Here is a 24,544-nt window from a genome sequence, read left to right on the forward strand (position 1 = left end):
CCGGCACCCGGTGCGCGGTCCCTCCCGGAAGGAGCTGTGGGTGGACGAGGAAGAGCGGGTGGCGCGGGTGTTTCTCGGGCGGGTTGTCGAGCCTGGGGATGAGGTTGGGGGGCGGTGGATTCGGGGCGTTGGGGCTGTGGAGGCCGCTCGGTGGGTTCGGTGGGGTGGGGGTGCGCCTGAGGGGGTCAGTGAGCGGCGGTGGAGTGGGATGCGGGGGCGGGCCTTGGAGGCTGATGGGGAGCGGGATCTTGAGGTGGCTCGGGGGGTGGGGGCTCGGTTTGTCTGTCCGGGGGAAGCAGAGTGGCCTTCCACGCTTGATGAGTTGGGGGATGCGCGGCCTCTGGGGTTGTGGGTGCGGGGGCGGGCCAGTTTGAGGGTGTGGGCTCTGCGGTCGGTGGCTGTGGTGGGGGCTCGGGCCTGTACGGAGTACGGGGCGCATGTGGGGGCTTCCATGGGGGCGGGGCTGGCCGAGCGGGGGTGGGTCGTTGTCTCCGGGGGTGCGTACGGGGTCGATGGGGCCGCTCATCGTGGGGCGCTCGGGGTGGGTGGTGCGACCGTTGCCGTCCTGGCCTGTGGGGTCGATCAGGCATATCCGCGTGGGCATGCGGAGTTGATCGAGCGGATCGCCGAGCAGGGGCTGGTGGTGGGGGAGTTGCCGCCGGGAGCGCATCCGACGCCGAGCCGGTTCGTGCTCAGGAACCGGGTGATCGCCGCGTTGACGCGGGGGACCGTCGTCGTCGAAGCGGCCCTGCGCAGTGGGTCGTTGGTGACCGCGCGGGCCGCGCTGCGGCTGGGGCGGCACACGATGGGCGTGCCGGGGCCGGTGACGAGCACGCTGTCGGCAGGGGTGCATGAACTGCTGCGCGGCGAGGGGCAGGTGGTGACGGACGCCGCCGATGTCGTGGAGCTGGTGGGGGAGATGGGGGAGCTGGGGCCCGAGCGGAGAGGGCCCGTGCTGCCCCGGGATCTGCTCGGGGCGGCCACCGCACAGGTGTTGGACGCGCTGCCGGGCGACCGGGCCGCCGGTGTCGCGGAGATCGCGCGGGCCGCGTTGACCTCCCGGGACGAGGCCGTCGCCCGGCTGTACGAACTGCGCGCGCTCGGGTACGTCGAACGACACGGCGAGAGCTGGAAGTTGACACGCCAGGCGGTGATGTCCGTTCGGGGCCCTCGGAGCCGTCGGTGAGGTTCGTGGTTCGGCCGTCCGAGGGAACGCGTAACCCCTTGGGAATTCCGGCAGTTGACGGACGCGACAGATCACACGAGTACCGGGTGGAGCCCTGGGGGACGGGAGAGTGAACGTATCTGCGCACCGTCCGGGGCCCGTTCTTCGCACACCGCGACAGCTCTGTCACGCTACGCTCACGAGGATTCCGGCACAGACCGGCCGTAGGCACTCCTACCCCACGTACTCACGGCAGAACGGCACAAGGCGACGAATGCCCCAGCACACCTCCGGGTCCGACCGGACGGCTGTCCCCCCAGCCGCCCGGGACGGTGGCAGCGTGCGGCCCGCTCCCTCGACGCTCGACGAGCTGTGGCGGTCGTACAAGGAGACGGGGGACGAACGGCTGCGGGAGCAGCTCATCCTGCACTACTCGCCCCTCGTGAAATACGTGGCGGGGCGGGTCAGCGTGGGGCTGCCGCCCAATGTGGAGCAGGCGGACTTCGTGTCGTCCGGGATCTTCGGGCTGATCGACGCGATCGAGAAGTTCGACGTCGACCGGGAGATCAAGTTCGAGACGTACGCGATCACCCGGATTCGGGGGGCGATGATCGACGAACTGCGGGCGCTGGACTGGATTCCGCGGTCGGTGCGGCAGAAGGCGCGGAACGTGGAGCGGGCGTACGCGACGCTGGAGGCGCGGTTGCGGCGGACGCCGAGCGAGCAGGAGGTGGCGGCGGAGCTGGGGATCGCCGTCGAGGATCTGCACGCCGTGTTCAGTCAGCTGTCGCTGGCCAACGTCGTCGCGCTCGATGAGCTGTTGCATGTCGGGAGCGAGAGCGGGCTCAGCTTCGTGGACACGCTGGAGGATCACGCCGCCGACAATCCCGTCGAGGTCGCCGAGGACCGGGAGTTGCGGAGGTTTCTGGCGCGGGCCATCAACACGCTGCCCGACCGGGAGAAGACCGTCGTGACCCTCTACTACTACGAGGGGCTCACGCTCGCGGAGATCGGGAACGTGCTCGGGGTGACCGAGAGTCGGGTCAGTCAGATCCATACGAAGTCGGTGCTGCAGTTGCGGGCGAAGCTGGCCGGGTTCGGGAGGTGAGACTCCCGTGCGGCGCGGTGCGTCCGTACAGTGGATGCCGTGCCAAGGATTCGAGCGGCCTCCGTGGCCGAGCACCGGTCGATGCAGCGAGCTGCCCTGTTGGACGCGGCTCGGTCTCTGTTGTCCGAAGGGGGGACGGAGGCGCTGACGTTTCCGGCGCTCGCCGAGCGGACCGGGCTCGCGCGGTCGTCCGTGTACGAGTACTTCCGGTCCCGTGCGGCTGTCGTCGAGGAGCTGTGCGAGGCCGATTTCCCGGTGTGGGCCGCTGAGGTCGAGGTGGCCATGGGGGCGGTCGAGGGGGGTGCGGGGAAGGTCGAGGCGTACGTTCGCAAGCAGTTGGAGCTGGTCGGGGATCAGCGGCATCGGGCTGTCGTCGCCATCTCCGCGAGCGAGCTGGACGCGGGGGCCCGGGAGAAGATCCGGGCCGCGCACGGGGCGTTGGTGGCGATGATCGTCGAGGCGTTGGCGGAGCTGGGGCATGCGGAGCCTCGGCTGGCGGCGATGCTGGTTCAGGGGGTGGTGGATTCTGCCGTGCGGCGGATCGAGTTGGGGGTTGAGGAGCCTGGGGTGGTTGCCGAGGCTGCGGTGGGGATGGTGTTGCGGGGGGTTTGTGGGTGACCGGTTGCGGGGGGCTGGGGTGGGGGCGTTTTCGCTTGCCCGCGCTGGCGGGTGCCGCTGCGCCCACCCGTGCCGCCCCATGGGGGTACCTCCCAGGCCCTTCGGGCACTGGGGGAGGCACGACTGCCCGCAGCTACGCGGGGGCAGTGGAGTGGGTGCGGGGCGGTGGGTGGCGCAGTTACGTGGGTGGAGTGTTCAGGTAGGGGAGCAGTCTTGGTGGGGTTCGGGGGAGGAGTGACAGCGGGTTCAGGTAGGTGTCCCCCCGTTTCAGGCCCCAGTGGAGGCATGACGTCGGGCAGTGGGTTCCTGTGGGTTCTACCTTGCCGATGATCTCGCCCTCCTCTACCTCGTCTCCCTTGGAGACCGTGGGGTGGACCGGCTCGTAGGTCGTGTGGAGTCCTGTTGCTGTCAGGTTCAGGGTGATGACTCCTCTGCCTGCTACTTGGCCGGCGAACGTCACTCGGGCGTGGGCCACTGCTCGTACCGGGGTGCCGGGTGGGGTTGAGAGGTCTACGCCTCGGTGGCCTGCCGTGTAGGGGGTTGGGGGTGGGGTGTAGGGGCGGAGGATCGGGGGGTGGGGGGTTACCGGCCACGTTGTGGTCGGGGGGAGGAGCAGGAGCAGGGCGTAGAGGGCTTTGTGCATGCGCCGAGCGTGGCTCTCCCCGGCCTTGCGCGTTCACGCCTGTGGAGTACTCCGGGGTTGTGGACAGCGGCGTCATCCGAGGGTGTACGCGTCCCGTACACTTTTAGCGGCGATCCGGGTCACCGGGTCGACTTCGCACGCCCCGGTACGGGGCCGGAAACGGTCCGTACTCTGCGCCTCTCGGTCCTCGTGGCTCGGCGCATCGCGGGCGTCAGGCACGGGAGCCGTCCGGTTCCCGTGGCAACCGAGAAAACTAGGAGTGCGGCCATGGCCGTCGTCACGATGCGGGAGCTGCTGGAAAGCGGCGTCCACTTCGGTCACCAGACCCGTCGCTGGAACCCGAAGATGAAGCGCTTCATCTTCACCGAGCGCAACGGCATCTACATCATCGACCTGCTCCAGTCGCTGTCGTACATCGACCGCGCCTACGAGTTCGTCAAGGAGACCGTCGCCCACGGCGGCACGGTCATGTTCGTCGGTACGAAGAAGCAGGCGCAGGAAGCGATCGCCGAGCAGGCGACCCGCGTCGGCATGCCGTACGTCAACCAGCGCTGGCTGGGCGGCATGCTCACCAACTTCTCGACCGTCTACAAGCGCCTCCAGCGTCTGAAGGAGCTTGAGCTCATCGACTTCGAGGACGTCGCCGCGTCCGGTCTGACCAAGAAGGAACTCCTCGTGCTCTCGCGCGAGAAGGCCAAGCTGGAGAAGACCCTCGGTGGTATCCGCGAGATGTCCAAGGTTCCCAGCGCCGTCTGGATCGTGGACACCAAGAAGGAGCACATCGCGGTCGGTGAGGCGCGCAAGCTGAACATCCCGGTCGTCGCGATCCTCGACACCAACTGCGACCCCGACGAGGTCGACTACAAGATCCCGGGCAACGACGACGCGATCCGCTCCGTCACCCTGCTCACCCGCGTCATCGCCGACGCCGTCGCCGAGGGCCTCATCTCCCGTTCCGGCGTCAACACCGGCGACAAGGGTGACAAGGCCGTCGCCGAGCCGCTCGCCGCCTGGGAGCGCGACCTCCTCGAGGGCGAGAAGAAGGCCGACGAGGCGCCCGCCGCCGAGGCCCCCGCCGCTGAGACCGAGGCCGCCGAGGCTGAGGCCCCCGCCGCCGAGGAGGCTCCGGTCGCCGAGGCTCCGGCCGCTGAGGAGGCCCCGGTCGCCGAGGCCGCCGCCGAGGTCGAGGCGCCTGCCGCCGAGGCCGAGCAGGCCTGATCCGCCACCGTCAGCGTTGACGGCGGGGGCGACGACATCCGAGTCGCCCCCGCCGTTCACCAGCAGGTTCCGCGCCACCGCTACACGTGGGCCGGGACCGGGTAGATCTTCCAGACTTCGAGAAAGACTTACAGACTCATGGCGAACTACACCGCCGCCGACGTCAAGAAGCTCCGCGAGCTGACCGGTGCCGGCATGATGGACTGCAAGAAGGCCCTGGACGAGGCCGAAGGCAACGTCGAGAAGGCCGTCGAGGCGCTGCGCATCAAGGGCCAGAAGGGCGTCGCCAAGCGCGAGGGCCGCTCCGCCGAGAACGGCGCCGTGGTCTCGATCATCGCGGAGGACAACTCCACCGGCGTCCTCGTCGAGCTGAAGTGCGAGACCGACTTCGTCGCCAAGGGCGAGAAGTTCCAGGCCGTCGCCCGCCAGATCGCCGAGCACGTCGCCGCGACCTCCCCGGCCGACCTCGCCACCCTCCTCGGCTCCGAGATCGAGGCCGGCAAGACCGTCCAGGCCTTCGTCGACGAGGCCAACGCCACCCTCGGCGAGAAGATCGTCCTCGACCGCTTCGCGCAGTACGGCGACGGCTTCGTCTTCGCGTACATGCACCGCACGATGCCCGACCTGCCCCCGCAGATCGGTGTCCTCGTCGAGCTGGACAAGCCGAACGCCGAGGTCGCCAAGGGCGTCGCCCAGCACATCGCCGCCTTCGCGCCGAAGTACCTCACCAAGGACGAGGTGCCGGCCGAGCTCGTCGAGTCGGAGCGCCGTATCGCCGAGGAGACCACCCGCGCCGAGGGCAAGCCCGAGGCCGCGATCGCCAAGATCGTCGAGGGTCGCGTGAACGGCTTCTTCAAGGACGCCACGCTGCTCGGCCAGCCCTACGCGCTGGACAACAAGAAGTCCGTCCAGAAGGTTCTGGACGAGGCCGGTGTCACCCTGAAGCGCTTCACGCGCATCAAGGTCGGCATCTGAGTCCGTACCGCGACGAGCACCCGATCCCGATAGGGTCGGGTGCGCGTGACGGACGACCGCAGATCTGACAAGGAGGCCATTGCCGCGCACGGGTTGCGAACACATCCCACCGGCAGTGGCCTTCTTCGTATGTGCACCACGTGAAAGAGACGGGATCACCCATGACCCAGAAGAGCGACGACGGCAAGGTACGCGGCCGGTTCATGCTGAAGCTGTCCGGCGAGGCGTTCGCCGGAGGCGGCGGCCTGGGTGTGGACCCCGACGTGGTGCACAAGATCGCCCGTGAGATCGCCGCCGTCGTCCGCGACGGCGCGCAGATCGCCATCGTGATCGGCGGCGGCAACTTCTTTAGGGGCGCCGAACTCCAGGTCCGCGGCATGGACCGGGCCCGCTCGGACTACATGGGCATGCTCGGCACCGTCATGAACTGCCTCGCCCTCCAGGACTTCCTGGAGAAGGAGGGCATCGACAGCCGCGTACAGACCGCCATCACGATGGGCCAGGTCGCCGAGCCGTACATCCCGCTGCGCGCCGTACGCCACCTGGAGAAGGGCCGCGTCGTCATCTTCGGCGCGGGCATGGGCATGCCGTACTTCTCCACCGACACCACCGCCGCCCAGCGCGCCCTGGAGATCGACGCCGAGGCGCTCCTCATGGGCAAGAACGGCGTCGACGGGGTCTACGACTCCGACCCGAAGACCAACCCGGACGCGGTCAAGTTCGACGCGCTCGGCTACGGCGACGTCATCACCCGCGACCTCAAGGTCGCCGACGCCACCGCCATCACGCTGTGCCGCGACAACAAGCTCCCCATCCTCGTCTTCGAGCTGCTGGCCGAGGGCAATATCGCGCGCGCCGTCAAGGGTGAGAAGATCGGCACTCTGGTGGGTGACCAGGACACCCGGGCCTGACCGGGGGATGGACAATGTCCTGCCGGTCGGGAACCGTGCAGGAAGAAGACGCGACGCAGCCGGCCGCCGCCGACAGGTAACCGCAGCCGGGCCTACTCAAGACACGCAGGAGCAAGTGGTGATCGAAGAGACCCTCCTCGAAGCCGAGGAGAAGATGGAGAAGGCCGTCGTGGTCGCCAAGGAGGACTTCGCCGCGATCCGCACCGGCCGTGCGCACCCGGCGATGTTCAACAAGATCGTCGCCGAGTACTACGGTGCGCCGACGCCGATCAACCAGCTGGCCTCGTTCTCCGTGCCGGAGCCGCGCATGGCCGTCGTCACCCCGTTCGACAAGACGGCGCTGCGCAACATCGAGCAGGCGATCCGGGACTCCGACCTCGGGGTGAACCCCAGCAACGACGGCAACATCATCCGCGTCAACTTCCCCGAGCTGACCGAGGAGCGGCGCCGCGACTACATCAAGGTCGCGCGCGGCAAGGCCGAGGACTCCCGGGTCTCCATCCGCGCGGTGCGCCGCAAGGCCAAGGACACCCTGGACAAGCTCGTCAAGGACAAGGAGTCCGGCGAGGACGAGGTCCGCCGTGCGGAGAAGGAACTCGACGACCTGACCTCGAAGTACGTCGCTCAGGTGGACGAGCTGCTCAAGCACAAAGAAGCGGAGCTGCTCGAAGTCTGATGAACGACTCTTCCTGGGGGGCGCCGCCACAGTCCGGGCAGGCCGGGTATTGGGGGGGCGCTCCGGCGGGTCCCGCGTACGATGCGCCGCAGGCGCAGCAGACTCGCCCCATGCCCATCGTGCCCGACGTACCCGCTCATGGCTCAGGCCAGGATGACGACCGGTGGGCCGCCGCAGCGGGCGGTGGTCCCCTGTTCCGCGACGAGACCCCGTCGGCGCAGCCCCCGGCGGCGGTGCCGCAGAAACCGGAGCCCATGGCCGACGAGCGGCAGCCCGCGCCGCAGAAGAAGAGCGCCGGGCGTGATCTGGGTGCGGCCATAGGGGTCGGCGTCGGGCTCGGGGTGGTGATCGTCGCCTCGCTGTTCATCGTCAAGGCCGTGTTCGTCGGGGTGATAGCGGTCGCCGTCGTCGTCGGGCTGTGGGAGCTGACGAGCCGGCTCCAGGAACGCAAGGGGATCAAGGCGCCGCTGGTGCCGCTCGCCGTCGGCGGCGCCGCGATGGTCGTCGCCGGGTACGTACGGGGGCCCGAGGGGGCCTGGGTCGCCATGGCGCTCACGGCCCTCGCGGTGCTGGTCTGGCGGATGACGGAGCCCCCCGAGGGGTACCTCAAGGACGTCACCGCCGGGGTCTTCGCCGCGTTCTACGTGCCCTTCCTGGCCACGTTCGTCGCGCTGATGCTCACCGCGGACGACGGTCATCGCCGGGTGCTCGTCTTCCTGGTCCTGACGGTCGTCAGCGACACAGGGGCGTACGCCGTCGGCTGGCGCTTCGGCAAGCACAAGCTCGCGCCCCGCATCAGCCCCGGCAAGACCCGCGAGGGCCTGTTCGGCGCGATCGCGTTCGCCATGGTCGCCGGTGCGCTCCTCATGCAGTACGTCATCGAGGACGGCACCTGGTGGCAGGGCCTCCTCCTCGGCCTCGCGGTCGCCGGGAGCGCCACGCTCGGTGACCTCGGCGAGTCGATGATCAAGCGTGACCTGGGCATCAAGGACATGGGAACCCTGCTGCCGGGCCACGGGGGGATCATGGACCGCCTGGACTCCTTGTTGCCCACGGCGCCGGTGGTGTGGTCGCTGCTGGTGCTGTTCGTCGGCTCCGGCTGACCTTGTCCGAAGCGCTGAGCCCTCGCCCTTCCCGGGCGGGGGCTCTTCGCGTGGGGCGACCGGGCGGCGTACTCGTGGGGATCTGCGACACTGGTGAGTGTTATGCCTAAGCCCGGAGAACTTACATTCGTCGCCCCCCGCGAAGCCAAGAAGCCGCCGCGGCACCTTGCCGACCTCTCGCCCGCCGAGCGGAAAGAGGTCGTTGCCGAGGTCGGGGAGAAGCCGTTTCGTGCGAAGCAGCTTTCGCAGCACTACTTCGCGCGGTACGCGCATGATCCGGCGGAGTGGACCGATATCCCGGCCGGGTCGCGCGGCAAGCTTCAGGAAGCTCTGTTTCCTGAGCTGATGACTGTCGTGCGGCATCTGTCGACCGATGAGGGCACCACCCGTAAGACGCTGTGGCGGATGTTCGACGGGACGCTCGTCGAGTCCGTGCTGATGCGGTACCCGGACCGGGTGACCATGTGCATCAGCTCGCAGGCCGGGTGCGGGATGAACTGTCCGTTCTGCGCTACGGGGCAGGCGGGGCTGGACCGGAATCTGTCCACCGCCGAGATCGTGCACCAGATCGTGGACGGGATGCGCGCGCTCCGGGACGGGGACGTGCCCGGTGGGCCGGCGCGGCTCTCCAACATCGTCTTCATGGGGATGGGCGAGCCCCTCGCCAACTACAAGCGCGTCGTCGGTGCCATCCGCGCGCTGACCGATCCCAACCCCGACGGCCTCGGGCTCTCGCAGCGAGGGATCACCGTCTCGACCGTAGGGCTCGTTCCGGCGATTCATCGGTTCGCCGACGAAGGCTTCAAGTGCCGGCTCGCGATCTCCCTGCATGCGCCTGACGACGAGCTGCGCGACACCCTCGTCCCCGTCAACACCCGCTGGAAGGTCCGCGAGGTGCTGGACGCCGGGTTCGAGTACGTCGAGAAGTCGGGCCGTCGGCTGTCGATCGAGTACGCGCTGATCCGGGACATCAACGACCAGGCGTGGCGCGGTGACCGGCTCGGGCGGCTGCTGCGGGGGAAGCCCGTGCACGTCAACCTGATCCCGCTCAATCCGACGCCCGGCTCGAAGTGGACCGCGTCGCGGCCCGAGGACGAGAAGGCGTTCGTGGAGGCCATCGCGTCGCACGGCGTGCCGGTCACCGTCCGGGACACCCGGGGGCAGGAGATCGACGGGGCGTGTGGACAGCTCGCCGCTACCGAACGGTAAGCTCGTAGTCGTACAGACATATATCCGACAGGGGAGCGCGACAGCGCTGAGAGTGCGGTGAGCAGGCCGCAGACCCTCTGAACCTCGCCCAGGTCATTCTGGGTAGGAAGTTCGGTCATCACCGTGAAGAAGTTCGTCGTTGTCGCCGTGGGTCTCGGCATGGTCGCGCTGTCCGCGTGCGGATCATCCGACAAGTCCGATAGTCAGACCTCGTCTGGCTCCAAGACCGTCACCCTCGTCAGCCACAGCTCCTGGGCCGTCTCCAAGCCCGTCCTCGCCGCCTTCGAGAAGGCCTCCGGCTACAAGGTCAAGGTCCTCACGGACGGCGACGCGGGCCAGGCCGTCAACAAGGCGATCCTGACGAAGGACAACCCTCAGGGCGACGTCTTCTTCGGCGTCGACAACACCCTCCTGTCCCGCGCCCTCGACAACGGCCTCTTCCAGCCGTACGAGGCGAAGGGGCTGGCGCAGGTCGGCGAGGAGTATCAGCTCGACGCCGGGAAGCACCGGGTCACGCCCATCGACTACGGCGACATCTGCGTCAACTACGACAAGAAGTACTTCGCCGACCACAAGCTCGCGCCGCCGGCGTCGTACGACGATCTGGTCAAGCCCGCGTACAAGAACCTGCTGGTCACCGAGAACGTCTCCACCTCCTCCCCGGGTCTCGGCTTCCTGCTCGGGACGGCCGCGAAGTACGGCGACGACGGGTGGCAGGACTACTGGAAGAAGCTCAGGGCGAACGGCGTCGAGGTCGTCGACGGCTGGGACCAGGCGTACAACGAGGCGTTCTCGGGGTCGGCCGGCGGCAAGAAGGCGAAGGGGGACCGGCCGCTCGTCGTGTCGTACGCCTCCTCCCCGCCCGCCGAGGTGATCTACGCCGACCCGAAGCCGGCCACCGCGCCGACCGGTGTCGTCGACGGGACCTGTTTCCGGCAGATCGAGTTCGCCGGGCTGCTCAGCAACGCGAAGAACACGGCCGGCGGCAAGGCGCTGATCGACTTCCTGATCGGCCGGGAGTTCCAGCAGGACATGCCGCTGAACATGTTCGTGTACCCGGTGCTCCAAGGGGCCGCTGTTCCGGCCGAGTTCACGAAGTTCGGCCCCGCCGCGAAGTCCCCCGAGACGATGGCCCCGGCGAAGATCGCCGCCGACCGTGACGACTGGGTCAAGACGTGGGCCTCTCTCGTCCTCAAGTAGTCCGGCTGGGCCTGATGGCCCTGCCGCTCGCGTTCTTCGGGATCTTCTTCGCCTACCCGGTCGTCGCGATCCTGCTGCGCGGCCTGCACACGGACGGCACCTGGCAGCTCGGCCGGCTGGGGGACGTCCTCGGCCAGTCCGACATCCGGCACGTCCTGTGGTTCACGACCTGGCAGGCCCTCGCCTCCACCGCGCTGACCCTGCTGATCGCGCTGCCGGGCGCGTACGTCTTCGCCCGCCTCGACTTCCCCGGCCGCCAGGTGCTGCGCGCGGTCGTCACGGTCCCGTTCGTGCTGCCGACGGTCGTCGTCGGTACGGCGTTCCTGGCGCTCGTCGGGCGCGGCGGCCTGACCGACGAGCTGTGGGGCGTACGGCTCGACACGACCGTGTGGGCGATCCTGCTGGCGCACGTCTTCTTCAACTACGCGGTCGTCGTCCGGACCGTCGGCGGGCTCTGGGCCCAGCTCGACCCGCGTCAGGAGGAGGCGGCGCGGGTGCTGGGGGCCTCGCGGCTGCGGGCGTTCCTCAGCGTCTCCCTCCCCGCGCTCGGACCGGCCGTCGCGGCTGCCGCGCTGATGGTGTTCCTGTTCACGTTCACGTCGTTCGGGGTCGTGCAGATCCTCGGCGGGCCGACGTTCTCGACGCTGGAGGTCGAGATCTACCGGCAGACGTCCGAGATCTTCGACCTCTCAACGGCCGCTGTCCTCACGGTCGTTCAGTTCGCGGCGGTGGGGGCGATCCTCGCCGTGCACGCGTGGACCGTACGGCGGCGGGAGACGGCGCTGCGGCTGGTGGACGCGTCGCTGACCGCGCGCAGGCCGCGCGGGGGGCAGTGGGTGCTGCTCGCCGGCGTGTTGCTCTCCATCGCCGTCCTGCTCGTGCTGCCTCTCGCTGTTCTGGTCCAACGCTCCCTCGGCGGCACGGACTTCGCGTACTACCGGGCGCTCACCTCCGACGAAGGCAACGTCTTCCTGGTGCCGCCGATCGAGGCGATCGGCAACTCGCTGGAGTACGCGGTCGTCGCGACCGGGATCGCGGTGCTGATCGGCGGGCTCGCCGCCGCCGCGCTGGCCCGGCGGGACGCGGGGCGGCTGGTGCGGGGGTTCGACGCGCTGCTGATGCTGCCGCTCGGGGTGTCGGCGGTGACCGTCGGGTTCGGGTTCCTGATCTCGCTCGACGAACCGCCGCTGGATCTGCGGAGTTCGTGGATTCTCGTGCCGCTGGCGCAGGCGCTCGTGGGGGTGCCGTTCGTCGTGCGGACGATGCTGCCGGTGCTGCGAGCCGTGGACCAGCGGTTGCGGGAGGCCGCCGCCGTGCTCGGGGCGTCGCCGTGGCGGGTGTGGCGGGAGGTCGATCTCCCGTTGGTGCGGCGGGCGTTGCTCGTCGCCGCCGGGTTCGCCTTCGCCGTGTCGCTCGGGGAGTTCGGGGCGACCGTGTTCATCGCGCGGCCCGACAACCCGACGCTGCCCGTCGCCGTGGCGCGGCTGCTGGGGCGGGCCGGGGAGCTCAACTACGGGCAGGCGATGGCCCTTTCGACGATCCTGATGCTGGTGTGCGCGGTGGCTCTGCTGGTGCTGGAGCGGCTGCGGACCGAGCGGAGCGGGGAGCTGTAGATGCTGAGGCTTGAGGGTGCGACCGTGCGGTTCGGGGGGCGGGCCGTGCTGGACGCCGTCGATCTGGAGGTGGGGGAGCACGAGGTGGTGTGCGTGCTCGGGCCCAGCGGGAGCGGGAAGTCGACGTTGCTGCGGGTCGTTGCCGGGCTCCAGTCCCTTGACGCCGGGCGGGTGTTGCTCGGGGGGAAGGAGCAGGGTGGGGTGCCTGTGCATCGGCGGGAAGTGGGGCTGATGTTCCAGGACCATCAGCTGTTTCCGCAGCGGGATGTCGCCGGGAACGTCGCTTTCGGGCTGCGGATGCACGGTGCGTCTCGGGGGGAACAGGCGGCGCGGGTCGAGGAGTTGCTCAAACTCGTCGGGCTGCCCGGGGCCGGGCGGCGGGCCGTCGGGGCGTTGTCCGGGGGTGAGCAGCAACGGGTCGCGCTGGCGCGGGCGCTGGCTCCCCGGCCCCGACTGCTCATGCTGGACGAGCCGTTGGGGCAGCTGGACCGGTCGCTGCGGGAGCGGCTCGTCGTCGAACTGCGGGAGCTGTTCGGGGCGTTGGGGACGACGGTGCTGGCCGTCACGCACGATCAGGGGGAGGCGTTCGCCCTCGCCGACCGGGTGGTCGTCATGCGGGACGGGCGGATCGCCCAGTCCGGTACGCCACTCGATGTGTGGCAGCGGCCCGCCGACGCGTTCGTCGCGCGGTTCCTCGGGTTCGAGAACGTCGTATCCGCTTCTGTGACAGGGGAGTTCGCGCTCACGCCGTGGGGGAAGGTGCCGGTGCCCGCCGGGTCGGCGCAGGGGGAGCGGGACGTCCTGGTGCGGGCCGCCGGGGTGCGGTTCGGGGAAGGGGCGCGCTGCACCGTCGTCGGGCGGACCTTCAAGGGGACGCATGTCGCCGTGCAGCTGGCGCCCGAGGGGGGTGCGCCCCGTCTTGAGGCGGCGGTGGCTCTGCGGGAGGCGCCGGCGGTCGGGGACGTCGTCGGGGTGGGGTTCGACGCGGCCGAAGTGGTGGTTCTCGATGGGGACGAATCCGTCTAGCGTCGGAGTATGACGCTTCTTTCTCACGACCGTTACTGCGACGAGATTGCCCTGCGGGTCGGGGAGTTGAGGGACATGGTCGGGTCTGGGACCGACCTCGGGGCCGCCGTGCCGACCTGCCCGGAGTGGTCCGTCGAGGATCTGCTGCGCCATGTGGGGGGTGCGCTCGGGTGGGTCGAGCGGATGGTGCGGGCGCGGTCCGAGGAGCGGATGCCGGAGGTGGTCGCGCCGGAGTTCGCCGGGGACGCCGGGGCGCTCGGGGCGTGGCTGGCGGAGACCGGGGACGGGGTCGTGTCGGCGCTGCGGGACGCCGGGGCCGAGGCGCGGGTGTGGGCCTGGGCGGATCGGTGGGACGCCGGGTTCTGGGCGCGGCGGATGACGCACGAGCTGACCGTGCACGGGGCTGACGCGGCGTTCGCGGCGGGGGTGCCGTACGGCGTCGCGGCCGAAATCGCCGTCGACACGCTCGACGAGTGGCTGGAGATCGTCGTGTGGGTGCAGCGGAACATGCCGCACGTCGCCGCCGAGGAGCTGCGGGAGGTGGCCTCGCGGGGGAGCCTGCATCTGCACGCGACCGATGTGCCGGGGGCCGAGTGGGTCGTGGAGTGGGGGGCCGACGGGGTGACGTGGCGGCGGGGGCACGAGAAGGCGGACGTGGTGATGCGGGGGGCGCTCACCGATGTGATGCTCGCGTTCTATCGGCGGTTGCCGTTGGACGCGGTGGAAGTGGTGGGGGAGCGGCGGGTGTTGGAGTACTGGTTGGAGCGGGCGAGCATGGGGTGAGCACCCCCGGGTGGGAGTACTCACCCCGGGGCGTCAGCGGTTGCTGCTGCCCTTCCTGCGCATGCCGAAGAAGATCGCGCCGCCGCCGATGACGACCAGGACCGCGGCGATGCCGGCGATCAGGCCGGTGTTGGAGTTCGCGCCGGTCTCCGCGAGGTGGGAGTCGCCGACCGCGGGCGTGGGGGCGTTGTTCACGGGGGTGACCGGGGTGCTGCTGTCGCCGGGGGTGGGCGACGGCTGCGGGGTGGACGGGGATGCGGAGGGGGACGGGCTCGGGGAGGCGTCCGACTCCGAGGGGGACGGCGACGGGGAGGGGGACTCCTCCGCCTTGCACGCCTTCGAGGGGGTGGTGAGGTTCTCGCTGATGTCGTCGTTCACGAGCTTGCCGGCCGTGACGTGGACGCGGTACTCCGCGTTCGGCTGCCAGTCCTCGGCGAAGGTGATGGTCGTGCCGGTGAGGCTGCCCTTCACCTCCTGCTCTCCGACCTTGCGGAGGTCGCTGCCGTTGTTCTCCAGGTAGACGGCGACCGTGGCGGTCACTCCGGTGGCGTCCGTGTCTTTGACGGTGATGACGCCCTTGTCGCCCTCACAGGAGGCGGCGGCGGAGAAGTCCCGGATGTTGCAGGCGAACGCGCTCGTGGACGCGGAGAGGACGACGGCCGCGGAAGCGGCGGCTACGCCGAGCATACGAGCCGAACGAGCGGCGGTGCGGCGGGATATGGACACGTTTGTCCTTTGCGGGGAGGCGCAAGTGCGGGGGGTTGAAGGGGAGCTGGGCCCCTTGCGGGACGCATCAACATCCCCTTGAGGCTCACAGGTGTATAAGCGCGCCATAAGAAGTGTCAACGCGCGCATCCCATTTGACCCCCGGCTTTGCTTGCTTATTAATTACCCGCGCGTTTCAAAGCTTCGGGCGCGTCCTCGATCCGGTCCACGAGCGTGATCCGCGCCGCCATCGACCTGTCCTTCGCCAGCGCCTCCAACAGCGGCCAGGCAGGCAGGCGCCTGGTCCAGTGCGCCTCGTCCACCAGCACCATCGGCCTCGGCTCGCCCCGCGACTCGTAGTAGTTCGGCGTCGAGTTGTCGAAGATCTCCTGTACGGTCCCGGCGGCACCCGGCAGGAACACCACGCCCGCCGTGCAGCGCGCCAACAGGCCGTCCTCGCGGGTGGCGTTGGAGAAGTACTTCGCCGTGTGCGCGGCGAACGCGTTCGGCGGCTCGTGGCCGTAGAACCAGGTCGGGATCCCCACCGAGGGCCCACCGCCCGGGTATTGGGCACGCACCTCGAACGCCGCCGACGCCCACTCGGTCACCGACGGGGTGAACGTCGGCGCCTTCGCCAGGAGTTGGAGCGCCTCCTCCAGCATCGCGTCCTCGAACGGGGCCGCGTACGCGCCCAGGTTCGCCGCCTCCATCGCGCCCGGGCCGCCGCCCGTCGCGACGGTCAGGCCGGCTCGGGCCAGCGTGCGGCCGAGGCGCGCGGCGCCGGCGTACTCGTCCGTGCCGCGTGCCATCGCGTGGCCGCCCATCACGCCTACGACCCTTGCGCCGACCAGGAGTTCGTCCAGGGCGTCCGAGACCGCGTCGTCGTGCACCGAGCGGAGCATCGACGCGAAGATGTCGCCGTCGGCCTTCGTCTGCTGGAACCACGCGTACGTCTGGGCGTCGGGGGTGTGCTCGTAGCCCTCCGCCAAGCCCTCGAACAACTCGTCCGGGGTGTACAGGAGGCCCCGGTACGGGTCGAACGGGAGGCCCGGGATCGGGGGGAACACCAGGGCGCCCGCCGATCTCACGTGCGCGTCCGCCTCCGGGGTCATCGGGCAGCCGAGGAAGACGGCGCCTGACGTGTCGGCCGTCAGGAGTGCGGGCGTGCGCGTCGTCAGGTCCACCGCCTGGACGCGGTATCTCGCCAGGGTGCCGACTGTCGCGATCACCTCGTCGAACTCCGGCAGGGATTCGATCTCGCGGTCGGGTATGCCGTCGTACGGCTGGGCGCTGTCGTACCGATGGGCGGGTGTCTGGTCCACCCGCCCATGCTAGGCAGGTCTCGTCAGCCCTGGATCGCCGACGGGTTCATCCAGATGACCTCCCACGTGTGGCCGTCCAGGTCCTCGAAGGCCCTGCCGTACATGAAGCCCTCCATGTCCTGGGGGTCCCTCGGCTCCGTCGCGCCCAGTTCCAGGGCGCGGTCCACCAAGGTGTCCACGGCGGTGCGGCTCTCCGCGCTCAGCGCGATCATGACCTCGCTGGTCTTCGTCGCGTCCGCGATCTCTTTCTTCGTGAACGTCGCGTAGAACGGCTTCACCAGGAGCATCGCCACGATCGTGTCGCTGATCACCACCGATGCCGCGTTGTCGTCGCTGAACTGGGGGTTCAGGGCGTAGCCCAGGTCCGTGAAGAACTTCTTCGACGCGGCGAGGTCCGCTACGGGGAGGTTGATGAAGATCATCTGCTGGTACGCGGGGGTGGTCATCTCGGGGTCTCCCGTGGGTATCGGTTCGTTGTGTTCGGTGGGTAGACCTCGGGGGTCGGCATTACTCATCGGTGGTCGGAGATTTTTTTCGTACGTGTTTTCACGTCGTCAGCGGGAGCGTGGCCAGCTGGGCCACCGCGAGGGTGAGGGGGGCGAAGACCAGGAGGAGGGCCGTTGTGCGGAGGGCTGCCGCCGTGCGGAGTGTTTTCGCCGGGGCGCCCAGTCTCAGGAGGGCCGCTGTCGTGTCCGCTCTCGACTGGCGGGACTCCACCGCCGCCGTGAGGAGTGTGCCGAGTGCGCAGCCGGTGACCAGGAGGGCGCCCAGGGTGGAGAGGGGGCCTGTCGGTCTGTCGCCGTTCAGGGTGGCCATCGTGTAGGCGCCGGAGAGTACCGCGCACAGGATGCCCAGGGGGCGGCCGATCCTTGCCGACTCCTCCATGAGGCCTCTGCCTGCGAGGAGGCGCAGGGCTCCGGGGCGGAAGGTCTGGAGCAGCCGGCCGCAGAGGTGGGTGAGGCCGGGGCCTGCGAGGGCGAGGCCCAGGGCGGTGAGGGTCCAGCCGAGGAGGACGGCTGCGGGGCCTGTGGGGAGGCCGGCGGGGAGGGTGAGGGGGGTGGAGGTGGTTCGGGCCGCGTACGCCTCTACGGCCAGGCCGGCGGCGAGGGTGGCTGCGCCCCAGGGGAGGGCGGTGGGGGAGGGGTGCGGGTCGTCGGTGGTGCTGCTGTCCGCAGCTACGGCGACGGGAGATTCCTCCTCAGCCGGTTCGGCCTTGTGTTTGTCGCCCCCGCGTGCCCCGAACCTTCCGTACGAGCCGAACGTCTCCCTCGCGCTTCCCTTGCCGAAGCCTCCGAAGGCTCGTCGCGTGGCCCGGGCCGCTACCTGGGTGTCCCTGGGGCGGAGCATCAAGGCCACCGCTGCCGAGGAAGCCAGGGGGATCAGGGCCAGGAGGGTCAGGGAGGCCGGCAGGGGGAGGGGGTGGTTGGCTGCCAGGAAGTCTGAGGCCGCTCCGTCGAAGGGGAGGCCTGTCAGGTCGCCGCGGAGGTGCAGGAAGATCAGTAGCGCCAGCGTTGCGCCGAACAGTGTCGACAGCGCCGTTGTCGTTGCCGAGACCGCCATCAGGCGCGCCGGGCCCAGGCCGATCGCCGCCAGGCCCGGGCGTGGGCGGGTTGCCGGGTCTGTGCGGGCCACCGCCATCGCGAAGTAGACCGTTGCCGTCAGGGGGATCGCGCACCAGGCCAGGCGTAGGGCAGAGGAAGCCGTCGCCTCGGGGTGCGTCAGGGCGTGGCCCAGGGTGGAGAGGAGCAGGAAGCCCGTTCCTGTCGCCGCCGCCGAGACCGCCAGGCGGCGCGCGTGGACTGCCGGGTGGGCGGCTCGGGTCAGGCGGAGAGCGAGCACGCGGGGCGGCCTTCCGGGTCGGTGGGCGGGGGGAGGTGGACGGTGGTGACGCGGCGGCCGTCGAGGAGCGGCATCGTGCGGTCGGCCAGCGCCGCCGTGTCCGGGTCACCGGTCGCCAGGACCACCGTGATGCCGTGCGAGCGGGCCGCTGTCGTGAGCGTCCTCAACACGTGGGCCCGGTCCGCCCGGTGGAGGGGAGCCGTCGGCTCGTCGGCGAACAGGACCGACGGCGCCGGTGCCAACGCCCTGGTGATGCACACCCGTTGCCGCTCCGCCTGCGTCAACTCCCCCGGCCGCGCACGCGCCTTGTCCCCGACGTCGAGCCGCTCCAGCCACTCCAGCGCGGCGGCCTTGGCGCGGCGGCGGCTCGTACCGCGCAGCATGAGGGGCAGCGCCGCGTTCTCCCACACGTTCAGCTCCGGGACCAGCGTCGGCGCCGGGTCGATCCAGCCGAAGCGGTCGCGGCGCAGCCGTTCGCGGGCGACCGGGCCCATCGTGTGGACGGGGACGCTGTTGAACCAGACCTCGCCGCGCTGGGCGGGGGTCAGGCCGGAGAGACAGCGCAGCAGCGTCGTCTTGCCGCTCCCGCGTGGCCCGGTGACGGCGAGGATCTCGCCCTCGCGGATGCCCACCGAGACACCATTGAGGCCGGGGGAGCCGTCGCGGTGCGTGAAGTGCAGGGAGCGTGCCCAGAGCACGTCGTTGTCCGGCGGGGCCTCCATGGGCGTACACCTTCGTTCAGATCCGTAGTTCCCGTGTCCGATCCCCCGTGCGGGTGAACGAAAGGCAGGGGGGATCGGTCACTGCACGCTAGGCAGGGGGTTTGTGGATGCCGGACAGCACACGGCCCCGCGACGCCGTTTCTCACTCGAACGGGCGCGCGCGGGGCCGTACATCAGACGATCAGAGCTTTGACCACGCCTCCGTCAGCGTCGTCCGCAGGATCTGCTCGATCTCGTCGAACGTCTCCTGGTTCGCGATCAGCGGCGGCGCCAGCTGTACGACCGGGTCGCCCCGGTCGTCGGCGCGGCAGTACAGGCCGTTCTCGAAGAGGGCCTTGGAGAGGTAGCCGTAGATGATGCGCTCGGTCTCGTCGGCGTCGAAGGACTCCTTCGTCGCCTTGTCCTTGACGAGTTCGATGCCGTAGAAGAAGCCGTTGCCCCGGACGTCGCCGACGATCGGGAGGTCGTGGAGCTTCTCCAGGGTCGCGCGGAACGCGGACTCGTTGTCGAGGACGTGCTGGTTGAGGTTCTCGCGCTCGAAGAGGTCGAGGTTGGCGAGGGCGACGGCCGCCGAGACGGGGTGGCCGCCGAAGGTGTAGCCGTGCAGGAAGGCGTTGTCGTCCCGGTAGAAGGGCTCGGCGAGGCGGTCCGAGATGACGCAGGCGCCGATCGGGGAGTAGCCCGAGGTCATGCCCTTCGCGCAGGTGATCATGTCCGGTACGTAGCCGAACTTGTCGCACGCGAACGTCGTACCGAGCCGCCCGAACGCGCAGATCACCTCGTCCGAGACGAGCAGCACGTCGTACTGGTCGCAGATCTCGCGCACCCGCTGGAAGTAGCCCGGCGGCGGCGGGAAGCAGCCGCCCGCGTTCTGGACCGGCTCCAGGAAGACCGCCGCGACCGTGTCCGGGCCCTCGAAGAGGATCTGCTGCTCGATCTGGTCGGCGGCCCAGCGGCCGAACGCCACGGGATCGTCGCCGTGGATCGGGGCGCGGTAGATGTTGGTGTTCGCGACCTTGTGCGCGCCGGGGACGAGGGGCTCGAAGGGTGCGCGCAGCCCGGGGAGGCCGGTGATGGAGAGGGCGCCGTGGGTGGTGCCGTGGTAGGCGACCGTGCGGGATATGACCTTGTGCTTCGTCGGCTTGCCGGTCAGCTTGAAGTACTGCTTCGCCAGCTTCCACGCCGTCTCGACGGCCTCGCCGCCGCCGGTCGTGAAGAACACCTTGTTCAGGTCGCCGGGGGCCTCCGACGCGAGGCGCTCCGCCAGCTCGATCGCCTTCGGGTGCGCGTACGACCACACCGGGAAGAACGCCAGCTCCTGCGCCTGCTTGAACGCCGTCTCGGCGAGCTCGGTACGGCCGTGCCCGGCCTGGACGACGAAGAGGCCGGCCAGGCCGTCGAGGTAGCGGCGGCCCTTGTCGTCGTAGATGTAGGTGCCCTCGCCGCGCACGATCGTCGGGACGGGGGAGTTCTCGTACGACGACATGCGGGTGAAGTGCATCCACAGGTGGTCGTACGCGGACTTGCTCAGGTCCTTCATCGGGTTCCCCACATGTAGGTCTGCTTCTTGAGCTTCAGGTAGACGAAGCTCTCGGTGGAGCGCACACCGGGGACGGCCCGGATGCGGTGGTTGATGACCTCCAGGAGGTGGTCGTCGTCCTCGCAGACGATCTCCACCATCAGGTCGAAGGAGCCCGCCGTCATCACCACGTACTCGCACTCGTCCATGGCCGTGAGCGCGTCCGCCACCGCCTCGACGTCGCCCTCGACGTGGACCCCGACCATCGCCTGGCGGCGGAAGCCGACGGTCAGCGGGTCCGTGACCGCGACGATCTGCATGACGCCCTGGTCGAGGAGTTTCTGGACGCGCTGGCGCACGGCCGCCTCGGAGAGGCCGACGGCCTTGCCGATCGCCGCGTAGGGGCGGCGGCCGTCCTCCTGGAGCTGCTCGATGATCGCGAGGCTCACGGAGTCGAGGTGCTTGCCGGGGGGCTTGTCGGTGCTTCGGTTGGCCACGAGGGTCACTCTGCATGACGTCTCGTTCGTCCCGCAAGGCCGTTTCGATGAAATCCGTTGTCACGGTGGCTCAGATCTGCGGATTTCGCAAGAGAGCCAGGGGTGGGGGTGTCGGAAAACCGATTCGGCGGACTAGGGTGGTGTCTCAGTCAGTGGACACCTGCGATACCGGGAGGAACCGGCCGTGAGCACCGAATTGCGTCGGCTGCGCAACTACATAGGCGGCGAGTTCCGTGACGCCGCCGACGGGCGGACCACCGAGGTCGTCAACCCCGTCACGGGCGAGGCGTACGCGACCGCCCCCCTGTCCGGCGAGGCCGACGTCGACGCCGCCATGGCCGCCGCCGCAGCCGCGTTCCCCGGCTGGCGCGACACCACCCCCGCCGAGCGGCAGCGCGCGCTGCTGAAGATCGCCGACGCGTTCGAGGAGCGCGCCGAGGACCTGATCGCCACCGAGGTCGAGAACACCGGGAAGCCGGTCGGGCTCACCCGGACCGAAGAGATCCCGCCCATGGTCGACCAGATCCGGTTCTTCGCGGGCGCCGCGCGGATGCTGGAAGGGCGCTCCGCCGGGGAGTACATGGACGGCATGACCTCCATCGTCCGGCGTGAGCCGGTCGGGGTCTGCGCGCAGGTCGCGCCCTGGAACTACCCGATGATGATGGCCGTCTGGAAGTTCGCGCCGGCCATCGCCGCGGGCAACACGGTCGTGCTGAAGCCCTCCGACACGACCCCGGCGTCCACCGTCCTCATGGCCGAGATCATCGGGGCGATCCTGCCGACCGGCGTCTTCAACGTCGTCTGCGGCGACCGCGACACCGGGCGCAGCATGGTCGAGCACCCCACCCCGGCCATGGCCTCCATCACCGGGTCCGTGCGGGCGGGCATGTCCGTCGCCGAGTCCGCGTCCAAGGACCTCAAGCGGGTGCACCTGGAGCTGGGCGGCAAGGCTCCGGTCGTCGTCTTCGAGGACACGGATCTCGCCAAGGCCGTCGAGGACATCTCCGTCGCCGGGTTCTTCAACGCCGGTCAGGACTGTACGGCGGCGACCCGGGTCCTCGTACAGGCGTCCATCCACGACGAGTTCGTGGCCGCGCTCGCCAAGGCCGCCGCCGACACGAAGACCGGGCACCCGGACGACGAGGACGTGCTGTTCGGGCCGCTCAACAACCCGAACCAGCTCAAGCAGGTCTCCGGGTTCATCGAGCGGCTGCCCGCGCACGCCAAGGTCGAGGCCGGTGGGCACCGGGTCGGCGAGACCGGGTACTTCTACGCGCCGACCGTCGTCTCCGGGCTCCAGCAGGACGACGAGATCATCCAGAACGAGGTCTTCGGGCCCGTCATCACCGTGCAGTCCTTCACGGACGAGGACCAGGCCGTCGAGTGGGCCAACGGCGTCGACTACGCGCTGGCCTCCTCCGTGTGGACCAAGGACCACGGGCGCGCCATGCGCATGTCCAAGCGGCTCGACTTCGGGTGCGTGTGGATCAACACGCACATCCCGCTGGTCGCCGAGATGCCGCACGGCGGGTTCAAGAAGTCCGGCTACGGCAAGGACCTGTCCGGGTACGGGTTCGAGGACTACACGCGGATCAAGCACGTGATGACGTCGCTGGACGCGTAGGGGGCTGGGGAGGGCGGCGTACCGCAGAAGTAGTACGCCGTCCTCCGCCTTCGGTATACGTATCGCCAGCTCAGGCAGGATGCCCCGGCCGGTGCGAACAGGCATCGTTCACCATGGACGACGCAGCACCGAGCCGGAGAGGGCAGATGGCCAACACCCTGGAGCGGTACGCCGACCTGCATCCACGGACCGTGGACGCCCTGACGGCGGTCGCCCTGTACGCCTGCGTCCAGTTCGGCGTGTCGATCAGCACGGACGGGAACCCGGCGCCGGACGACAACGCGCCCAAGCTGTTCGTGACCGTCCTGGCGGTGGCGCTGAGCCTCGCCGTGGCGGGGTGCCGCCGGTGGCCGCGCGGGGTACTGCTGGTCACCGCGGCGGGCGCGATGACGCTGATCGGGCTGGAATACCTGCCGAGTCCGATGCTGCTGGCACCGGTGATGGCGGCCCTGTACTGGATCGCGGCCCTGACCGACCACCGGACCAGCCGGACGTACGCCTGGACGACGACGGGCGCCCTCGCCGTCACCGGCGTCGCCGTCGACCCGACCTGGAACCTGTTCCTCCTCAAGACGGTCGGCACCGGGCTGTGGCTGATGTTCCCCGTCGCCATCGGCTCCCGCTCCCGGCTGCGGCGCGCCTACCTTGAATCCGTGCAGGCCAGGGCCGCGCACGCGGAACGCACCCGCGAGGAGGAGGCCCGGCTGCGGGTCACGGAGGAGCGGATGCGCATCGCCCGTGAGCTGCACGACGTGGTGGCCCACCACATGGCCGTCGCCAACGCGCAGGCGGGCACCGCCGCCCACCTCGCCCGCACCCACCCCGAGCAGGCCCAGAAGATCCTCGCCGAACTGGCGGGGACGACGTCCTCCGCGCTCCTCGAACTGCGCGCGACGGTCGGCATCCTGCGCAGCCCCGACGACCCCGACCCCCTCGAACCCACCCCCGGCCTCGACCGCCTCCCCGACCTGATCGCGGGCTGCCGCTCGGCGGGCCTGGACGTCACGGTCGTCGTCGAGGGCGACCCCCAGCCCCTCCTGCCCGGCGTCGACCTCACGGCGTACCGGATCATCCAGGAGGCCCTGACCAACGTCACCAAGCACGGCCACGGCCACGGCGCGGAGATCCGCCTCGCCTACCGGCGCTCCCGCCTCCTCATCACCGTCACCAACGAGGGCACCGCTCCCGAGCCCCCGGGCTCCGGCGGCTTCGGCCTCATGGGCATGCGTGAACGCGCCCACTCGGTCGGCGGCGACCTCCACGCCGGACCCCGCCCCGAGGGCGGGTTCCAGGTGACGACGGCGCTCCCCCTGCACCACCGGACCCACCCCGAAGCCCCCGAAGCCCCCGAAGCTTTCGAAGACAAGGCACCCCTGTGACGATCCGTGTCCTGCTCGCCGACGACCAGGCCCTCCTGCGCGGCACCTTCCGGCTGCTCATCGACTCCTGCGACGACATGGAGGTCGTCGGGGAGGCCGCGAACGGGCGCGAGGCCGTGGAACTGGCGCGGGAGCAGCGGCCCGACGTGGTGCTGATGGACATCCGCATGCCGGGCGCCGACGGGCTCGCCGCCACGGCGGAGATCTGCGCCGATGACGAGCTGTGCGGTACGCGGGTGCTGGTGCTGACCATGTTCGAGACCGAGGAGTACGTCGCTCAGGCGCTCAAAGTCGGGGCCAGCGGGTTCCTCGGGAAGTACGTCACGACCGACGTGCTGCTCAACGGCATCAGAGTGGTCGCCTCGGGGGAGGCGCTGCTGTCGCCGGGGGCCACCCGGGCGCTGATCACCCGGTTCCTCACCTCGCCCGCCGCGCCCGGGAATCTGCTGGCCGCCCCGGAGAAACTGGCCGAACTGACGCCCCGGGAACGGGAGGTGACCGTGTTCGCGGCCGAGGGGAAGTCCAACGACGAGATCGCGGGGGAGCTGACGCTGAGCGTGCTGACCGTGCGGACCCACATCCACCGGGCCATGACGAAGCTGGGCGCCCGGGACCGGGCCCAGCTCGTCGTCATCGCGTACCAGACCGGGCTCGTGCGGCCCTCTCCGCAGGGGTTCTGACGTACATCG

General features: G+C 69.9%; 24 protein-coding genes. 16 read left to right on the forward strand and 8 right to left on the reverse strand.

Features of this window, described 5'->3' with window-relative positions; translation table 11 throughout:
- The first annotated feature begins 40 nt into the window (after window positions 1-40).
- The 3 genes from dprA (at window position 41) to J8M50_RS34660 (ending at window position 2,891) form a co-directional block, all read left to right on the forward strand.
- Window positions 41-1,186, forward strand: a complete 1,146-nt coding sequence (gene dprA / locus J8M50_RS34650; protein ID WP_010353837.1) for a DNA-processing protein DprA — start codon at window positions 41-43, stop codon at window positions 1,184-1,186.
- Between the two features lie 253 nt (window positions 1,187-1,439).
- Window positions 1,440-2,273, forward strand: a complete 834-nt coding sequence (gene whiG, locus J8M50_RS34655) for an RNA polymerase sigma factor WhiG (RefSeq protein WP_029183874.1) — start codon at window positions 1,440-1,442, stop codon at window positions 2,271-2,273.
- 63 nt (window positions 2,274-2,336) lie between these two features.
- The gene (locus J8M50_RS34660) at window positions 2,337-2,891 is read left to right on the forward strand and encodes a TetR/AcrR family transcriptional regulator (protein ID WP_029183873.1); all 555 of its coding nucleotides are present in this window, start codon (window positions 2,337-2,339) and stop codon (window positions 2,889-2,891) included.
- Window positions 2,892-3,069: 178 nt separating this feature from the next.
- Here J8M50_RS34660 and J8M50_RS34665 read toward each other — a convergent pair whose 3' ends face one another.
- On the reverse strand, window positions 3,070-3,534 hold the full coding sequence (locus tag J8M50_RS34665) for a murein hydrolase activator EnvC family protein (RefSeq protein WP_010353834.1): 465 nt from the start codon (window positions 3,532-3,534) through the stop codon (window positions 3,070-3,072).
- Between the two features lie 267 nt (window positions 3,535-3,801).
- Between J8M50_RS34665 and rpsB the strand changes: the two genes are divergently transcribed.
- From rpsB to J8M50_RS34715, 10 genes are all read left to right on the forward strand, one after another.
- Window positions 3,802-4,752 (forward strand): 30S ribosomal protein S2, encoded by a 951-nt coding sequence (gene rpsB / locus J8M50_RS34670; RefSeq protein ID WP_010353833.1) that lies wholly within the window; start codon window positions 3,802-3,804, stop codon window positions 4,750-4,752.
- A 138-nt stretch (window positions 4,753-4,890) separates the two neighbouring features.
- On the forward strand, window positions 4,891-5,727 hold the full coding sequence (gene tsf / locus J8M50_RS34675; protein ID WP_010353832.1) for a translation elongation factor Ts: 837 nt from the start codon (window positions 4,891-4,893) through the stop codon (window positions 5,725-5,727).
- A 161-nt stretch (window positions 5,728-5,888) separates the two neighbouring features.
- Window positions 5,889-6,638, forward strand: coding sequence for a UMP kinase (gene pyrH / locus J8M50_RS34680; protein ID WP_010353831.1), 750 nt, complete (start codon window positions 5,889-5,891; stop codon window positions 6,636-6,638).
- A 118-nt stretch (window positions 6,639-6,756) separates the two neighbouring features.
- Window positions 6,757-7,314 (forward strand): ribosome recycling factor, encoded by a 558-nt coding sequence (gene frr / locus J8M50_RS34685; RefSeq protein WP_010353830.1) that lies wholly within the window; start codon window positions 6,757-6,759, stop codon window positions 7,312-7,314.
- Window positions 7,314-8,417 carry a phosphatidate cytidylyltransferase gene (locus tag J8M50_RS34690; protein ID WP_086013999.1) on the forward strand — a complete coding sequence of 368 codons (1,104 nt, stop codon included), beginning with the start codon at window positions 7,314-7,316 and terminating at the stop codon, window positions 8,415-8,417. Before frr ends, J8M50_RS34690 begins: the two co-directional genes overlap by 1 nt.
- Before the next feature lie 102 nt (window positions 8,418-8,519).
- Window positions 8,520-9,626: a dual-specificity RNA methyltransferase RlmN gene (gene rlmN / locus J8M50_RS34695; RefSeq protein WP_010353828.1), complete on the forward strand. Its 1,107-nt coding sequence runs from the start codon at window positions 8,520-8,522 to the stop codon at window positions 9,624-9,626.
- Window positions 9,627-9,785: 159 nt separating this feature from the next.
- Window positions 9,786-10,826 (forward strand): thiamine ABC transporter substrate-binding protein, encoded by a 1,041-nt coding sequence (locus J8M50_RS34700; protein ID WP_050987223.1) that lies wholly within the window; start codon window positions 9,786-9,788, stop codon window positions 10,824-10,826.
- Window positions 10,827-10,840: 14 nt separating this feature from the next.
- Entirely contained in the window at window positions 10,841-12,439 is a 1,599-nt protein-coding gene (locus tag J8M50_RS34705; protein WP_010353826.1) for an ABC transporter permease, read from the forward strand.
- Window positions 12,440-13,465, forward strand: coding sequence for an ABC transporter ATP-binding protein (locus J8M50_RS34710; RefSeq protein ID WP_010353825.1), 1,026 nt, complete (start codon window positions 12,440-12,442; stop codon window positions 13,463-13,465). It begins immediately after the preceding gene.
- A gap of 9 nt (window positions 13,466-13,474) precedes the next feature.
- Window positions 13,475-14,248 (forward strand): maleylpyruvate isomerase family mycothiol-dependent enzyme, encoded by a 774-nt coding sequence (locus J8M50_RS34715; protein WP_010353824.1) that lies wholly within the window; start codon window positions 13,475-13,477, stop codon window positions 14,246-14,248.
- 33 nt (window positions 14,249-14,281) lie between these two features.
- On the opposite strand, the gene J8M50_RS34720 is transcribed toward J8M50_RS34715, so the two are convergent.
- The 7 genes from J8M50_RS34720 to J8M50_RS34750 all read right to left on the reverse strand — a co-directional run bounded on the left by J8M50_RS34720 (window position 14,282) and on the right by J8M50_RS34750 (window position 20,852).
- A complete protein-coding gene (locus J8M50_RS34720; RefSeq protein WP_100216766.1) occupies window positions 14,282-14,974 on the reverse strand; it encodes an LAETG motif-containing sortase-dependent surface protein in 693 nt (230 codons plus the stop codon).
- A 158-nt stretch (window positions 14,975-15,132) separates the two neighbouring features.
- Window positions 15,133-16,275, reverse strand: coding sequence for an LOG family protein (locus J8M50_RS34725; protein ID WP_010353820.1), 1,143 nt, complete (start codon window positions 16,273-16,275; stop codon window positions 15,133-15,135).
- Window positions 16,276-16,298: 23 nt separating this feature from the next.
- The gene (locus tag J8M50_RS34730) at window positions 16,299-16,721 is read right to left on the reverse strand and encodes a VOC family protein (RefSeq protein ID WP_010353819.1); all 423 of its coding nucleotides are present in this window, start codon (window positions 16,719-16,721) and stop codon (window positions 16,299-16,301) included.
- A gap of 100 nt (window positions 16,722-16,821) precedes the next feature.
- A complete protein-coding gene (locus J8M50_RS34735; protein WP_010353818.1) occupies window positions 16,822-18,114 on the reverse strand; it encodes a hypothetical protein in 1,293 nt (430 codons plus the stop codon).
- Window positions 18,096-18,836 carry an ABC transporter ATP-binding protein gene (locus J8M50_RS34740; RefSeq protein WP_010353817.1) on the reverse strand — a complete coding sequence of 247 codons (741 nt, stop codon included), beginning with the start codon at window positions 18,834-18,836 and terminating at the stop codon, window positions 18,096-18,098. The genes J8M50_RS34735 and J8M50_RS34740 overlap by 19 nt, the downstream gene beginning before the upstream one ends.
- A gap of 181 nt (window positions 18,837-19,017) precedes the next feature.
- Window positions 19,018-20,376 carry an aspartate aminotransferase family protein gene (locus J8M50_RS34745; RefSeq protein ID WP_040836487.1) on the reverse strand — a complete coding sequence of 453 codons (1,359 nt, stop codon included), beginning with the start codon at window positions 20,374-20,376 and terminating at the stop codon, window positions 19,018-19,020.
- The gene (locus J8M50_RS34750; RefSeq protein WP_010353815.1) at window positions 20,373-20,852 is read right to left on the reverse strand and encodes an Lrp/AsnC family transcriptional regulator; all 480 of its coding nucleotides are present in this window, start codon (window positions 20,850-20,852) and stop codon (window positions 20,373-20,375) included. The genes J8M50_RS34745 and J8M50_RS34750 overlap by 4 nt, the downstream gene beginning before the upstream one ends.
- A gap of 184 nt (window positions 20,853-21,036) precedes the next feature.
- Here J8M50_RS34750 and J8M50_RS34755 point away from each other — a divergent pair, with 184 nt between their 5' ends.
- The 3 genes from J8M50_RS34755 to J8M50_RS34765 all read left to right on the forward strand — a co-directional run bounded on the left by J8M50_RS34755 (window position 21,037) and on the right by J8M50_RS34765 (window position 24,535).
- Complete coding sequence (locus J8M50_RS34755) at window positions 21,037-22,476, forward strand: gamma-aminobutyraldehyde dehydrogenase (RefSeq protein WP_010353814.1); 1,440 nt, start codon at window positions 21,037-21,039, stop codon at window positions 22,474-22,476.
- Between the two features lie 146 nt (window positions 22,477-22,622).
- Window positions 22,623-23,855, forward strand: a complete 1,233-nt coding sequence (locus J8M50_RS34760) for a sensor histidine kinase (protein ID WP_010353813.1) — start codon at window positions 22,623-22,625, stop codon at window positions 23,853-23,855.
- Window positions 23,852-24,535: a response regulator transcription factor gene (locus J8M50_RS34765; RefSeq protein ID WP_010353812.1), complete on the forward strand. Its 684-nt coding sequence runs from the start codon at window positions 23,852-23,854 to the stop codon at window positions 24,533-24,535. The genes J8M50_RS34760 and J8M50_RS34765 overlap by 4 nt, the downstream gene beginning before the upstream one ends.
- Window positions 24,536-24,544 lie beyond the last annotated feature (9 nt).

It is taken from the genome of Streptomyces acidiscabies, from assembly GCF_020010905.1.
Classification (GTDB): domain Bacteria; phylum Actinomycetota; class Actinomycetes; order Streptomycetales; family Streptomycetaceae; genus Streptomyces; species Streptomyces acidiscabies.

Excerpts from the sequence above, each read along its gene's own strand:
- whiG (WP_029183874.1), top strand. The coding sequence starts at position 1,440 with ATGCCCCAGCACACCTCCGGGTCCGACCGGACGGCTGTCCCCCCAGCC.
- J8M50_RS34665 (WP_010353834.1), bottom strand. The coding sequence starts at position 3,534 with ATGCACAAAGCCCTCTACGCCCTGCTCCTGCTCCTCCCCCCGACCACA.
- rpsB (WP_010353833.1), top strand. The coding sequence starts at position 3,802 with ATGGCCGTCGTCACGATGCGGGAGCTGCTGGAAAGCGGCGTCCACTTC.
- tsf (WP_010353832.1), top strand. The coding sequence starts at position 4,891 with ATGGCGAACTACACCGCCGCCGACGTCAAGAAGCTCCGCGAGCTGACC.
- pyrH (WP_010353831.1), top strand. The coding sequence starts at position 5,889 with ATGACCCAGAAGAGCGACGACGGCAAGGTACGCGGCCGGTTCATGCTG.
- J8M50_RS34690 (WP_086013999.1), top strand. The coding sequence starts at position 7,314 with ATGAACGACTCTTCCTGGGGGGCGCCGCCACAGTCCGGGCAGGCCGGG.
- rlmN (WP_010353828.1), top strand. The coding sequence starts at position 8,520 with ATGCCTAAGCCCGGAGAACTTACATTCGTCGCCCCCCGCGAAGCCAAG.
- J8M50_RS34700 (WP_050987223.1), top strand. The coding sequence starts at position 9,786 with ATGGTCGCGCTGTCCGCGTGCGGATCATCCGACAAGTCCGATAGTCAG.
- J8M50_RS34705 (WP_010353826.1), top strand. The coding sequence starts at position 10,841 with ATGGCCCTGCCGCTCGCGTTCTTCGGGATCTTCTTCGCCTACCCGGTC.
- J8M50_RS34710 (WP_010353825.1), top strand. The coding sequence starts at position 12,440 with ATGCTGAGGCTTGAGGGTGCGACCGTGCGGTTCGGGGGGCGGGCCGTG.
- J8M50_RS34715 (WP_010353824.1), top strand. The coding sequence starts at position 13,475 with ATGACGCTTCTTTCTCACGACCGTTACTGCGACGAGATTGCCCTGCGG.
- J8M50_RS34730 (WP_010353819.1), bottom strand. The coding sequence starts at position 16,721 with ATGACCACCCCCGCGTACCAGCAGATGATCTTCATCAACCTCCCCGTA.
- J8M50_RS34740 (WP_010353817.1), bottom strand. The coding sequence starts at position 18,836 with ATGGAGGCCCCGCCGGACAACGACGTGCTCTGGGCACGCTCCCTGCAC.
- J8M50_RS34745 (WP_040836487.1), bottom strand. The coding sequence starts at position 20,376 with ATGAAGGACCTGAGCAAGTCCGCGTACGACCACCTGTGGATGCACTTC.
- J8M50_RS34760 (WP_010353813.1), top strand. The coding sequence starts at position 22,623 with ATGGCCAACACCCTGGAGCGGTACGCCGACCTGCATCCACGGACCGTG.